Origin of the sequence: Streptomyces novaecaesareae (assembly GCF_000716875.1) — a bacterium.
Lineage (GTDB): Bacteria > Actinomycetota > Actinomycetes > Streptomycetales > Streptomycetaceae > Kitasatospora > Kitasatospora novaecaesareae.
Genome location: NZ_JNWQ01000002.1, coordinates 120,197 through 132,776 on the forward strand (window position 1 = coordinate 120,197; position 12,580 = coordinate 132,776).

Genomic DNA, 12,580 nt, shown 5'->3' on the forward strand with positions numbered 1-12,580 from the left:
TAAGCGGTTTCTAAGCGGTCCGGCCGGAGCCGGAGGTCGCGTCGCGGTACCAGTACTCCAGGGTCAGCACGTGCCACAGGTGCTTGGAGAAGTCCCGCTGCCCGGCGGCGTCCTCGGCGACCATGCGCGCGAGCGCGTCGCGCCGCAGCAGCCCGGAGTTGACGAGCACGCCGTCGTGCACCACCTCGCGCACCAGCGGCGCCAGGTCCCGGCTCATCCAGGCCCGCAGCGGGGCGCTGAACAGGCCCTTGGGCCGGTACACGATCTCCCGGGGCAGGATCGAGGTGGCCGCCTCCTTGAGCACGGCCTTGCCCTGCCGTCCGACGATCTTGCGGTCGCCGGGCACGGAGAACGCGGCCCTGACCACCTCGACGTCCACGTACGGCACCCGGACCTCGGTCGAGGCGGCCATGCTGGAGCGGTCCGTGTACGCGAGGTTCAGGCCCGGCAGGAACATCCGGGCGTCGCCCAGGCACATGCGGTTGACGAAGTCGTCGAGGTCGTTGTCCCGGTAGACGTCCGCGTGCTCGGTCAGCACGTCCTCGACCGTCCCGGCCAGGTCCGGGTCGACCAGGGCGAGCAGTTCGTCCCGGTCGTACATGGTGTAGCTGCGCCGGAAGGCCGTCTCCTCGGGCAGATCGGCGAAGGAGAGGAACCGCTTCGCGAACCGCACGGACCGGTAGCCCCGGCGGGCCGAGGCGACCGGCAGCCGGTCCACGGCGGCGGACAGGCCGCGCCGCAGGGGCCGCGGGACGCGCTGGTAGCGCAGCGCGATCAGGTTGGCCAGGTGCTTGCGGTAGCCGGCGAACAGCTCGTCGGCGCCCATCCCCGAGAGCATCACCTTGACCCCGGCCTCCCGGGCGGCCGAGCAGATCAGGAAGGTGTTGATCGCGGCGGGGTCGCCGATCGGCTCGTCCAGGTGGTACGTCATCCGCGGCAGCAGGTCGAGCACGTTCGGGGCGATCTCGATCTCGTGCAGGTCGACGCCGAAGCGCTCGGCCACCTGCCGGGCGTAGCGCAGGTCGTCCGGCATCGCCTCGAACCTGGCGTCCTCGGCGCGGAACCCGATCGTGTAGGCGGAGATCCCGGGGTGGTCGCGGGCCGCCAGCGCGGTCAGGTAGCTGGAGTCCAGGCCGCCGGAGAGGAAGGTCGCCACGGGCACGTCGGAGAGCAGATGGCGCCGGGTCGACTCCTCGACGACGGCGGCGAGGTCCGGCCGCTCGCCGGCCAGGGCCCGCTCCCGGCCCTCGGCGGCGACCTCCCGCAGGTGCCAGTACCGGCCGCGCTCCACCCGGCCGTCGGGCCGGCACCGCAGCCAGCTGCCCGGCGGCAGCTTCTCCGCCTCGCGGAACGCGCACCGGGAGTCCGGCACCCAGTAGTACAGCAGCGAGGCGACCAGCGCCGCATGGTCCACCTGCAGCGACCCGCCGGTGGCGGCGGCGAGGGCCTTGAGCTCGGAGGCGAACACCAGGCCCTCACCGCGCCGCAGCAGGAACAGCGGCTTGATGCCGAGTTGGTCGCGGGCGAGCACCAGCTCACCGGTTCGCTCGTCGAAGATCCCGAACGCGAACATGCCGCGCAGCCGGGGCAGGCAGTCCGTGCCCCAGCGCCGCCAGGCCTCCAGCAGCACCTCGGTGTCGGAGGTGCCGCGGAAGCGCACCCCGGCGGCCGCCAGTTCGGCCCGCAGCTCGGGCGCGTTGTACAGCTCGCCGTTGTACGTCAGGACGAGGCCGTCCGAGACCATCGGCTGGGCGCCCGTCCCGGACAGGTCGATGATGGCCAACCGGCGGTGCCCGAGGTGTACTTCGCCGTCACCGACGGGGTGGCTGTACCGGCCCGCCCCGTCCGGGCCGCGGTGGGCGAGGGTCTCGGTGAGCAGGTCGGTCACGGCCTTGCCGTCCGGCCAGCGGTACGTGCCCGCGATGCCACACATGTGCTACCTCGCCTCCTGGTTCTCGTCCGGGACCGGTACGGTCCGGATCGGTCGTCGTTCGGTCAGCCGCCGGCCCGTCCCGTTCGGCCGGGCGGGCAGCTCGGTCCGGCCGCGCAGTGCGGTGTGCCGCCCGTCCCACAGCGTGCCGTCGGTCCGGTCGCGCGGATCGGGGTCGATCAGCACCACGCCGAGCACCGGGATGTGCTGGTCGGCGAGTTGCCGTGCCACGGTGTGCAGCCAGGCGGCGCTGCCGTGCCCGGCGCGCACGACCAGCACCGTCCTGGTGCCGAGGTGCCGCAGGTCGGTCCACGCGGTGCCGGGTGCCACCGAGCCGACGCCGAGCCGGCGCCCCTGCTCCGGCGCGTCCGCGGCGCGTTCGCCGCCGACCACGGCCGGATCGCCCGGCCGCGGGCGGCGCTTGGCGAGCCGGCGGCCGGGCAGGCCGTCGACGACGACCACCGGCCCGTCCTGCGCCAGCGCCCCGGCGAGGTCGACGGCGAGCTCGCTCGCGCTGCGCGCACAGCCCAGTTCCAGCAGCGACACCGCTTCGGTGCCGCCGCGCACGGTGCGGGCCAGGGTCGCGGTGAGCCTGGTCCGGGCCTGCCGGGTCCGTCGGCGCTGCCACCGCCCGGCCCGCCGCCGGGGTGTGCGGGGCAGCTCCGCGAGGACCGAGGCGCCGAGGTTCGCCGCGATCTCCCGGCGCAGCACCGGGCGGTCCGCCACCACCGCGCCGACCGCGGCCACCGCGAGTCCGAGGACGAGCCCGAGGACGAGCCCGATCGCGGCGTCGGTGGCAGCCGTTCTGGTCACGGCGTGCTTCTCCGCGCGGGGGGCGTCCACGATCTGGGTGCCGGCGACGAGCCGGGGCGTGCCGACCCGCGCCTCCGCGGCGCGCTGGCCGAAGTCGGTGATCCGCGAAGTGAGTTCGGCCCGGCTGGCGAAGAGCGACTCCCGGTTCGCCGACGCCTGCGGCCCGCTCTGCGAGGCAGCGTCCCCGATCGCCTTGTTCACCTGGGCGAGTTCGGCGGTCAGCCGGTCGCGCTGGTCGAGCAGGGCCTTGGACTCGGCGTCGGCGGCTTCCTGGAGCCGCCGGACGTGGTCCGCGACGAAGGCCTCGGCCAGCGCCTTGGCCCGGGCCACCGCCTCCGCGTCGCTGTGCCCCTTCACGGTGATCTGCAGCAGGTTGTTGGTCAGTCCGGTGCCCGCGTAGTCGGGCATGAAGTCCTCCGGCTTCTCCGAGGAGCCGAGGGACTTCAGCGCCGCACCGGCGATCCCCGTGGTCTGCAGCAGGGCGACGTCGGTGCGGATCAGCGTTCCGGGGTCGTTCGGCTGGTCCGCCTGGTGCGCGACCAGCACCTTGGTCACCGCACTCGGCGGTGGCGGCAGCAGGACGGCCACCGCCGCGCCGAGCAGCATCCCGACCAGCGCCAGGGCACACCACAGGCGCCGCCGCCGGCGCACCGCCACCACCAGGGCCTGGAGGTCCAGCAGCGGCGAGGCGGTCGACGACTCCGAAGCCGTGCTCGTCGTCACCCCGAACCTCTCCCCGCGTCGGCGCCGACCGCGAGCGCCGGCGCGGCGCCCTCCGGAGGTCGGCCGTCCGAGCGCGTCGGACGGGCCCGGACCGCGCCGGCGACGACGACGCCGACGACCTGGTACCCGGCGTCCGCACACGCCCCGGCGAGGCCGGCGAGCTCCGCCGCCGTCCAGCTGCCCGCGCTGAGCACGACCAGGGCACCGGCCTCGTCGTCGCGGTCCGGCACCAGCGGCCGGGACACCGAGACCTCCACCACCCGCAGCAGCGGATCGCCCGCCGCCTCGTCGACGAGCTGCCCGGCGGCCCGCAGGGCGGTCCCGTCGCCGTCCGGGACGACGACCAGCAGCCGCCGGGCGGACGGCAGTTGCTCCCGGAGGCGGGCACATACCCGCCGGTAGCGGAGCTGCCGGCCGGCCTCGTCGCCGGAGGCCTGCGGGGTCGGCGCGTCCCACCGGACGTCGAGGCCCAGCAGCCGGCGGGCGAGCCCCCGCGGGCCACGGCCCCGCGGCCGGTGCGCGGGCCGGTCGCCGGGTACGTCGACGGTGCCCAGAGCCACCGCGCCCAGTGCCGCGGCGAGCTCCGGTTCGGTGCGCAGCCGGCGGCTCATCCGTGCGGCGGCGAGATGGCCGACGACCCCGAGCAGGAAGAACAGCAGCGCCCCGGCGGCGATCAGCTGCACGGCCGTCGGCGGCGCCTCGGCGGACGGCCGGGGGGCCGGCCCCATGACGACCATGTTGGCCTTGGCGGCGGCCGGGTCGACCTGGTCCAGCTTCTTGACGGCGTCCTGCAGCGCGGTGCGCAGCTTCGCGAGCTCGGTGCGGGTCTGCACGCTCTCCACCGTCTGCCCCGGATTGGTCGCATCGGCCAGTTCGGTGATGCGTCGGCCGGCCTGCGCCACCAGCTGCCGCAGCTCGTCGGGCTGCGCCACCGCGGGGTCGGTGCCGTCGCCCGCCATCCGCGCGGCGAAGGTGACGAACTGCCGGGCCACCTGGTCGGAGAGCTGCTGGGCGCGCTCCGGGGTTTCGGCCGTGCCCGAGATCTTGATGATGTTCCCGTCCGCGGCCGTGGCGCTCACCCGGTCCTGCAGCTTGCCGCCGCCGACCCCGGGCCAGTTGAGCGCGGCGGCCGCCCGGCCGACCACCACCGAACTGTTCGCGATCTCCGCCTGGGTCAGCAGTTCGCGCTCCTGCCAGACCCCCGGCAGCAGCACCGACGCCGAGGCCGTGTACTGCGGCGGGAACAGCAGGGAGGCGCCGTAGCCGACGAGCGCACCCACCGCGGCGAGGACGGCGAGGAGCCGCCAGCGCCGACGGAGGATCCGGCCGATCGTGACCAGGCGTATCGTGTCATCGCTCAACGGCGCGGCCTTCTCCCCGGCCGGTCCCGGCCGTCCGCCGACACCGGAGCGTGGCTGCCCCGCACGGGCGTGCGGCAGGCGGCGGCGTAGGCGGCGAGCAGCGACCGCTGGGAATTGCGCCAGGCGAGCGGCCCGTTGATCCGCTCCTGGCCGATCTTGCCCATCAGGGCCCGCCGCTCCGGATCGTCCAGCAGCTGCGCGATCAGCCCGGCGAACTCGGCCTCGTCGTCGGCGCGGGCGTAGACGGCGGCGTCACCGGCGGAGACCCGCGCCTCCCGGAGGTCGAAGGAGACGATCGGCCGGCCCATCACCATGTACTCCAGGACCTTGTTCATGGTCGACACGTCGTTGAGCGGATTGCGCGGGTCGGGGGAGAGGCACACGTCCGCGGTGGACAGGTAGCGCACCAGGTCGGCGTCCGGAACGCGCCCGGTGAACTCCACCTGCTCCGAGAGCCCGAGCCGCCGGGACAGCTCCACCATCGCGTCGAAGGTGTCGCCGCCGCCGACGAACACCGCGTGCCAGTCGGTCCGCCCGAGCTCGTCGCGCAGCTTCGCGAGGGCCCGAAGGGCGTAGTCGACGCCGTCCTGCGGGCCCATGACGCCCAGGTAGCACAGCAGATGGGGCTTGCCGCGCTTCAGCTCCGGCTCCGGCGGTACCGGCCGGAACCGGTCGGTGTCCGGCGCGCTGCGTACCACGAAGACGTCCTCGGGCCGCCGACCGCCGCGGCGCAGCGCGACGTCCCGGTAGCTCTCGTTCGTGGCGAGCACGATGTCCGCGGCCCGGTAGGTCCGCCGTTCCAGCGCGCACACGGCGCGGTAGAGCAGGTCCTCGCCGCGGTCGAACCGGGAGAGGTACAGCTCGGGCACCAGGTCGTGCTGGTCGAAGACGAACCGCGCGCCGCGCCGCTTCAGCCACAGCGCCGGCAGGAACAGCAGGTCGGGCGGGTTGCAGGCGTGCACGACGTCGACCGGGCCGACCCTGCGGGCCAGTCGGATGGTGTGCCACAGCGCCGATCCGTACTCCCGCAGGTAGCCGGCCGGCCCTCCGGTGGCGGCGCGCAACGGGTAGCGGTGGATCCGCACCCCGTCGATCACCGCTTCCGGCTCGGTGTCCCGCTTCTCTCCCTGCGGGCAGATGACGTGCACCTCCCAGCCCGCGTCGCGCAGCGTCGTGCACTCCTGCCACACCCGCCGGTCGAACGGCACCGAGAGGTTCTCCACCAGGATCAGCGCGCGACGGGCCCGCCCGTCGCCGCCGACCGCGTCATCGAACGATGTGTCACCAAGCAAGGCCCACGTACCCCGGTTCGGCCCGGCGCGCCTCGGCGTCGGGAAGGCGGATGAGGTCGACGATCATCCGGCCGCCGCCCTGGGGCAGCGCCGACAGCACGGCCGGGTCCCTGGTGCCGACCACGCACACCTCGGCATGGTCGAGCACCTCGTCGACGGACTCCGCGAGCAGCTGCGCGAGGTGCGGCAGCCGGGTCTCGATGTACTCGCGGTTCGCGCCGAGCAGCCGGGAGAGGTTCACGTTGGGGTCGTAGATCCGCAGGTCGTAGCCCTTGCCGAAGAGCCGCTCCGCGAGCTCGACGAGCGGGCTCTCGCGCAGGTCGTCGGTGCCGGGCTTGAAGGACAGGCCGAACAGGCCCACCCGGCGCCTGCCGGTGCGCTCGACCAACTCCACCGCGCGCTGCAGGTGTTCGGCGTTGGAGGGCAGCACGTGGGCGAGGATGGGCACCGAGACGTCGGCCCGCTGCGCCGCGTGGACCAGGCTGCGCAGGTCCTTGGGCAGGCAGGAGCCGCCGAAGGCGAAGCCGGGCCGCAGGTAGGCGGGGCTGATGTTCAGCTTGCGGTCGGCCAGGAACACGTCCATCACCTGGTGCGAGTCCACCCCGAGCGCCCGGCACACCGCGCCCAGCTCGTTCGCGAAGCCGATCTTGAGCCCGTGGAAGGCGTTGTCCGCGTACTTGATCGCCTCGGCCGTCGGGACGGGCACCCGGAACACCTCGCCGGGCAGTCCGTCGTACAGCGCCGCGACCACGTCGCCGCTCGCCGGGTCGAGCTCGCCGATGACGGTCTTCGGCGGGTCGAAGAAGTCCCGCACACTGGTGCCCTCGCGCAGGAACTCCGGGTTGACGGCGACCCCGAAGTCCACCCCGGCCGTGCCGCCGGCGTACTTCTCCAGGATCGGTACCAGCAGGTCCAGGCAGGTGCCCGGCAGCATGGTGCTGCGGAACACGACGGTCTGCCGCCCGCCCCGCTCGGCCACCGCGGCACCGATCTCCTCGGTGACCCGCTCCAGGTACGTGGTGCACAGGCTGCCGTTGGGCTCCGACGGCGTGCCGACGCAGACCAGCGACACGTCGCTGCCCATGATCGCCTCGCGGACGTCGCCGGTGGCGCGCAACGCCCCGGTCCGTACGACCTCGGCGATGAGCTCGCCGATCCGTTCCTCGACCACCGGGGCCTTGCCGTCGTTGACCAGGTCGACCTTCACCTGGTTCACGTCCACCCCGATGACCTCGTGACCCAGGCTGGCCAGGCACGCGGCCGACACGCAGCCCACGTAACCGAGCCCCAGGACACTGACCCTCATGACGCGTTCCTCCCCTCGGGCAGGCCGTTGCGGCCTGCCATCCGCGCGCCGACCGGACGGCGCCCCCGGCGCATCAGTACGCCCCCTGGCCCTGGAGCACCGCACGCAGCGTCTTCCACAAGATCACCGCGTCGAGTGCGAGCGACCAGTCCTCCACGTACCGCAGGTCCAGCCGGACCGCCTCCTCCCAGGGCAGGTCGCTGCGCCCGCTGATCTGCCACAGGCCGGTCAGCCCGGGCTTGACGAGCAGCCGCCGCCGGATGTCCGGGCCGTACGCGGCCGACTCCTCCGGCAGCGGAGGCCGCGGGCCGACGAGCGACATCGAGCCGGTGAGCACGTTGAGGAGCTGCGGGAGCTCGTCGAGCGAGTACCGGCGCAGCACCCCTCCCACCCGGGTCACCCGCGGATCCCGGCGGAGCTTGAACAGCAGGCCGGCGCCCTCGTTGCGGTCGGCCAGCTGGGCACGGGCCCGGTCGGCCCCGGCCACCATGGTGCGGAACTTGAACAGGGTGAACTCGCGGCCGTCCTTGCCGACCCGGTGCTGGCGGTAGAGCGCCCCGCCCCGGCTGTCCACCATCACGACCAGCCCGACCAGCACCATCAGCGGTGTGAACAGGACCAGCAGGAGCGCGGCGCCCAGCCGGTCGACGACCCCTTTGACCGCCCGGCGGCCCCCGGTGAACGTCGGCATGCTGACCCGCAGCATCGGGATCCCGAGCACCGCGTCGACGTGCAGCCGCGGGCCGGCCACCTCCATCAGCACGGGGGCCACGACCATCTCGGCATCGCTGCCTTCGAGGTTCCAGGCCAGCCGCTGCAGCCGGTCCGGCGACCAGTGCGGGTCCGGGGTGACCGCGACGACCCGGTAGCCGTCGCGGCGGACGTGGTTGGCGACGTCCGTCAGCCGGCCGACGACCGGCACTCCGTCCAGCCGGTCACCGCCCAGCCCGAGACCGTCCGGCGTGCACACCGCCTCCACCCGCCAGCCCAGGTGCGGGAACTTGCGGGTCCGGGCGATCAGGTCGCGCACGGTGGCCAGGCCCCCGGCGGCGAGCACCGGGCGCAGACACCGACCACGGTTGCGCTGCTTGTGCAGCCACAGGCGCAGCAGATACCGCTCGGTCATGGTGACGACCGTGATCGCCGGGATCGCGACGAAGATCCAGAGTTTGATGTTGCGCGAGGTCAGGGCGATCCCGCCGAGCGACAGGACGACGGCCGCCGTGAACAGCGCGCGTCCGAGCCTGCGGAACTCCTCGGCGCCCTGGCCGAGCACGGCCGGAGCCCAGGACCTTGTCACCGCCAGCGCCCCCAGCACCAGCAGTTCGGTGCCGAAAGCGAGAATTCCCCATTTCTCGTGCCAGTTGGCCGCGTCCCGAACCCCGAAGAAGCCACCTATCGCCGCCACCACGAAGGCGGTGGCCACGGTATCGCTGATGATCACAGCACGGCGGTACTGCTGCTCCCAATCGACCCCGGGTCGGCTGATTCTCCCGTTCCCCGGACGCCCGCGCGCCGCCAGAAACGGGCTGACTAACTCCCCCTCCTCCTGCTCCACAGCCCCCCCCAGGTCGCCAGTGGGTTCGACGTGCTCACTCCACACGATTCCTCCCCCCGGGAGGCCGGCGCCTCCCGCACTGTTCGTCCCCTCGGGAGGCCCCGCCCCCCGCGCCGCGCTGTTCCTCCCTCCGGGAGGCCCCCGCCTCCCGCGCATGGCACATCGGTTCTTGCAGCGCTGATCGAACATCCCGCCCGGCGGCAGGCGACTCACCCGTCCCGCCGGATTTCGCGGCAGACGGGAACCCGTCGACGGTTGCTCCCCCACACCCGGAGCCCACTCGCGGGCCCCAAGAAATTGATCACCCCCACGCCTGACGCCGGGGACGCGACAAAATGGCTGCCCACAACGCCGGACATGTAGATCACTGATCGTCGCCACGTGTCCAAACGGGCGAAGCAAAAATCAATGTAGAGCATCGAGGCCGTCAGAAGAGGGGGATGTGTGAAACACGTGCACGATATCTGAACCTTGATCAACCGAACGGTCACGTCCCGCCGCTGACCTGAACACGCAGACCCACCCGGTGACCTGTGCCGACGTCAGCCGACCGTCGAACCCCTCGGTCGTTCCTCGCCCGCTTCGTCGAGCCGTGTACTCCCCGTGCGACCTTCGGCTACAGGGGGTGCGTCGGTGTACGACAAGGTCAACACCGCTGCCAACAGCCTCGATCGGAGTCAGCAGTACTACCACGGCAACGAGGTCGGCACCGCCGCCGATCTGCGCGCGGTCCGGTAGGACGGGGGGAATTTCAGACAGATGGTGTCCTTCAAGGAACTGCACGAGGCCGACTTCTCCGGGGTATCAGAAGCCGCCGAGGCGTGGGCCGGTGTGGCCAGGACCCTCACGGCCCTGGACGGTCGGGTCACCAAGGACCTCACCGGCACCGCGCAGCGGGCCGGTTGGCAGGGTGCGGCCGCCGACGAGGCGACCAAGACGCTTCAGGCCATCGACGGCGACTTCAAGCAGGCCTCGGCCGTCGCCACCGCCCTCGCCGCGATCATGAAGACCGCCGCCGCGGACTTCGCGGCCGCCCGCCGCGACCTCGACTCGGCGCTCCACGACGCGCAGGCCGACGACCTGACCGTCTCCGCGGACGGCACGGTGAGCTGGAGCCTGCCCAAGGGATCGAAGAACGAACACGGCAGCAAGACCAAGGGCGAGGACCTCTGGGGCCCGGACTGGTCCCTCAAGGCCGGCGCGGGGGACCCGTTGGGTTCCCTGATGAAGCAGATGAAGAGCGACCCGGCGGCAGCACAGGAATTCCTCGACCCGAGTCGGAACAAGAACCTCACCTACCTGCTCAAGGACCGCTCGTGGCCCAACCAGGACCTTGAGGGCAAGCTGTCCGCGGACTAGCTGCGCAACAGCTCCCACGGAATGTTCAGCCAGGTACTGGAGGCCGCCGCTACCGGCCGCGACCCCGACGGCTCGCAGCCGCCCGTCCGACCGCACGACGCGACGATGACGCGGATCATGGACACGGCGCTCTCGACCCTCGGAGACGACAAGGCTGGCAACCAGAACAACCTGTCTCCTGCTCTTCGCCGTCCGATGGCGGGCCTGATCAGTGAGTACGTGGCGGACACCCACGACATCCTCAGCAAGGACCTCCCGGGCCCCTCCGAGCCAGGCGGACTGAACACCACCCGCGAGCAGCTCCTCCGGGTGATCCGTGGAACCGCCGAAGACCCGGAGTCGTATTCCCTGATCCACCTGTCCGAGACCCGGGAAGTGGCTCGCCGCATGGCGGAGTACGGCCCCGAGGCGTTCAAGGACGTCAACGGGCGCCCGGATCCGAAGTTCGAGAGCTTCGTCAACGAGGCCAGCAAGGCCTTCGGCGCGCTCGACGCCGTCCAGGCGGACACCATCACGGACCACAAGTCCGACGAGCAGTTCAAGGTCAACTGGAAAGCCAAGATGGACTACCACTACGTCGGCACGATCGCGAACATGCTGCCGGGTACGAGCTGGTTGCCCGTGGGGGACATCGCCCAGCGCTACGTCGACGTCGCCACCTCCGACTGGGCGAACCAGGTCAATTCCGCGATCGACACCAAGGCCCAGGGCGATCTCAGCAGCCTCTACACCACGGGGCAGTCGCAGATGCAGGTCATGCTCAAGGAGAAGGCCGATCAGTTCGGTGTGCCCCAGCGCGACATCCTGCTCGGCCAACTGACCGACTCGGCCAACGTCCACTACTACACATCGATCACCCAGGCCCACAACGCCGCCTTCGGAAAGGCGTGATCCCGTGACGGAACGAACGGGCGAAAGCTCCGGTGGGCTGGTCGGCATGGCCGACACGGCGCTGGACCGGCGTGGGTTCACCAGCTGGCCGCTGCGGGTGCGGGCGGCGGTCGCCGCGGTGGCGGTGGTGGGTGTCGCGGCCGGGGCGGGAGCGTTCCTCGCGGGCAACCTGAGCAACGCCTTCGGGCCGGACACCGTCTGCGGCGGCATGGTGAACGCCGCCGCACTGAACGACGCCCTCGGGTCGGGCGCGGTGAGCGCCAAGACGTCCGGTGACGGCCTGCGCAGCGGCAACGACCACTGCACGGCCACAGTGAGCCACGGCGTCTTCGGCGGCGACCGGTCCGTCATCGTGCAGGTGAAGAGGGCGGACGACCTCGGCCCCTACCTGGCCGACTCGGGGGCCTCGTTGTTCGCCGCCTCGGCGAACGGTGGTGCGAGCGGAGCGGCTCGCAGCGACCGGGCCTGGGCACTGCTTCCCGGAGAGTGCGGCGGAGGTCTGCGGGTGGAGGTCAGCTCGGTGAGTGGTGCGCAGCCCGGGGCGGGGAAGCTCGCCGGACTCGCCGTGTCGGCGGCGAACGGCTTCGCGGCGGACCGGGGGTGCGGCAAGACCCGGCTTCCCGCGCCGCAGAAGCTGTCGGAGGCCGGGCAGGAGCACGAGCTGAACAGCGGCTCGGTCTGTGGCCTGCCCGGGTCCACCGCGACCGGCGGCGCCGGGGACAAGCGCTACCGGGAGAGCGTGAGCACCGCGTTCGACCCGGTGTGGGTCTGCCGGATCACCCCGGACACGGAGCCCGGCCCCCGCTACACCTTCCTGATCGGGACGGAGCCCCGGCTCCGGACCCCGGTGAACGAGAAGGACGCCCCACCGGCCTTCGGCCGCTCCCGGTGGGCGGGCTCGCCCATCCGGGACAGGGAGGTGGTGGCGACCTGCCAGGGCAGGCCCACCTACTTCCGGATGGAGTCCGGCATCTCCCTCCAGGGACGCTTCCCCGACTCGGAAGGGACGTGGAAGCAGTTCCTCGCCGCCGGCGGCAAGGCGATCGGCTGCGAACCGATCCTCTGACCGCTTCCGTCGAGTGGCCGGCCGGCTCTGCGCCAGACCCCGAGGAGCCGAGGTCGGCAGGCACACCGGCCCGGAGCGGCTCACCCGAGCCGCTCCGATCCGTCACCTCGGCGTAGCCCTCCAGCGTGGTGACGCCGCGATAGAACGCCTGGGCTGGGTCAAGCCGGTCGTGAGCGATACCCACCCGGACCGGTCGACGCGATCGGCGCCACCCTGCCCGGTGAGTCCTGGCAGCGCGGTCGGACGCAGTGTGCGCGGAACCTGCTTTCACAGGTTCCGAA

Annotated in this window: 9 protein-coding genes; 3 read left to right on the forward strand and 6 right to left on the reverse strand. The window is 72.4% G+C overall.

Features of this window, described 5'->3' with window-relative positions:
- Positions 1-10 precede the first annotated feature (10 nt).
- The 6 genes from asnB to OP86_RS01480 all read right to left on the reverse strand — a co-directional run bounded on the left by asnB (position 11) and on the right by OP86_RS01480 (position 8,983).
- Entirely contained in the window at positions 11-1,933 is a 1,923-nt protein-coding gene (asnB, locus tag OP86_RS01455; RefSeq protein ID WP_033330596.1) for an asparagine synthase (glutamine-hydrolyzing), read from the reverse strand.
- Positions 1,934-1,936: 3 nt separating this feature from the next.
- Positions 1,937-3,466 (reverse strand): Wzz/FepE/Etk N-terminal domain-containing protein, encoded by a 1,530-nt coding sequence (locus OP86_RS01460; protein ID WP_030057329.1) that lies wholly within the window; start codon positions 3,464-3,466, stop codon positions 1,937-1,939.
- Positions 3,463-4,827, reverse strand: coding sequence for a Wzz/FepE/Etk N-terminal domain-containing protein (locus tag OP86_RS01465; RefSeq protein ID WP_033330598.1), 1,365 nt, complete (start codon positions 4,825-4,827; stop codon positions 3,463-3,465). Before OP86_RS01465 ends, OP86_RS01460 begins: the two co-directional genes overlap by 4 nt.
- Positions 4,824-6,119, reverse strand: a complete 1,296-nt coding sequence (locus OP86_RS01470) for a glycosyltransferase family 4 protein (RefSeq protein WP_030057330.1) — start codon at positions 6,117-6,119, stop codon at positions 4,824-4,826. Before OP86_RS01470 ends, OP86_RS01465 begins: the two co-directional genes overlap by 4 nt.
- Entirely contained in the window at positions 6,109-7,425 is a 1,317-nt protein-coding gene (locus OP86_RS01475) for a nucleotide sugar dehydrogenase (protein WP_030057331.1), read from the reverse strand. The genes OP86_RS01470 and OP86_RS01475 overlap by 11 nt, the downstream gene beginning before the upstream one ends.
- Positions 7,426-7,498: 73 nt before the next feature.
- Positions 7,499-8,983, reverse strand: coding sequence for a sugar transferase (locus OP86_RS01480; protein ID WP_245231761.1), 1,485 nt, complete (start codon positions 8,981-8,983; stop codon positions 7,499-7,501).
- A 759-nt stretch (positions 8,984-9,742) separates the two neighbouring features.
- On the opposite strand from OP86_RS01480, the gene OP86_RS01485 reads away from it, so the two are divergent.
- The 3 genes from OP86_RS01485 to OP86_RS01495 are packed head-to-tail and all read left to right on the forward strand — an operon-like array spanning position 9,743 to position 12,299.
- The gene (locus OP86_RS01485; protein WP_030057333.1) at positions 9,743-10,342 is read left to right on the forward strand and encodes a hypothetical protein; all 600 of its coding nucleotides are present in this window, start codon (positions 9,743-9,745) and stop codon (positions 10,340-10,342) included.
- Between the two features lie 21 nt (positions 10,343-10,363).
- Positions 10,364-11,233, forward strand: coding sequence for a hypothetical protein (locus tag OP86_RS01490; protein WP_030057334.1), 870 nt, complete (start codon positions 10,364-10,366; stop codon positions 11,231-11,233).
- 4 nt (positions 11,234-11,237) lie between these two features.
- Positions 11,238-12,299 carry a hypothetical protein gene (locus tag OP86_RS01495; protein WP_157849636.1) on the forward strand — a complete coding sequence of 354 codons (1,062 nt, stop codon included), beginning with the start codon at positions 11,238-11,240 and terminating at the stop codon, positions 12,297-12,299.
- Positions 12,300-12,580: the final 281 nt, after the last annotated feature.

What these genes read in the sequence shown, in the direction of transcription:
- OP86_RS01490 (WP_030057334.1), top strand. Translation starts at nt 10,364, where the DNA reads ATGTTCAGCCAGGTACTGGAGGCCGCCGCTACCGGCCGCGACCCCGAC.
- OP86_RS01475 (WP_030057331.1), bottom strand. Translation starts at nt 7,425, where the DNA reads ATGAGGGTCAGTGTCCTGGGGCTCGGTTACGTGGGCTGCGTGTCGGCC.
- asnB (WP_033330596.1), bottom strand. Translation starts at nt 1,933, where the DNA reads ATGTGTGGCATCGCGGGCACGTACCGCTGGCCGGACGGCAAGGCCGTG.
- OP86_RS01485 (WP_030057333.1), top strand. Translation starts at nt 9,743, where the DNA reads ATGGTGTCCTTCAAGGAACTGCACGAGGCCGACTTCTCCGGGGTATCA.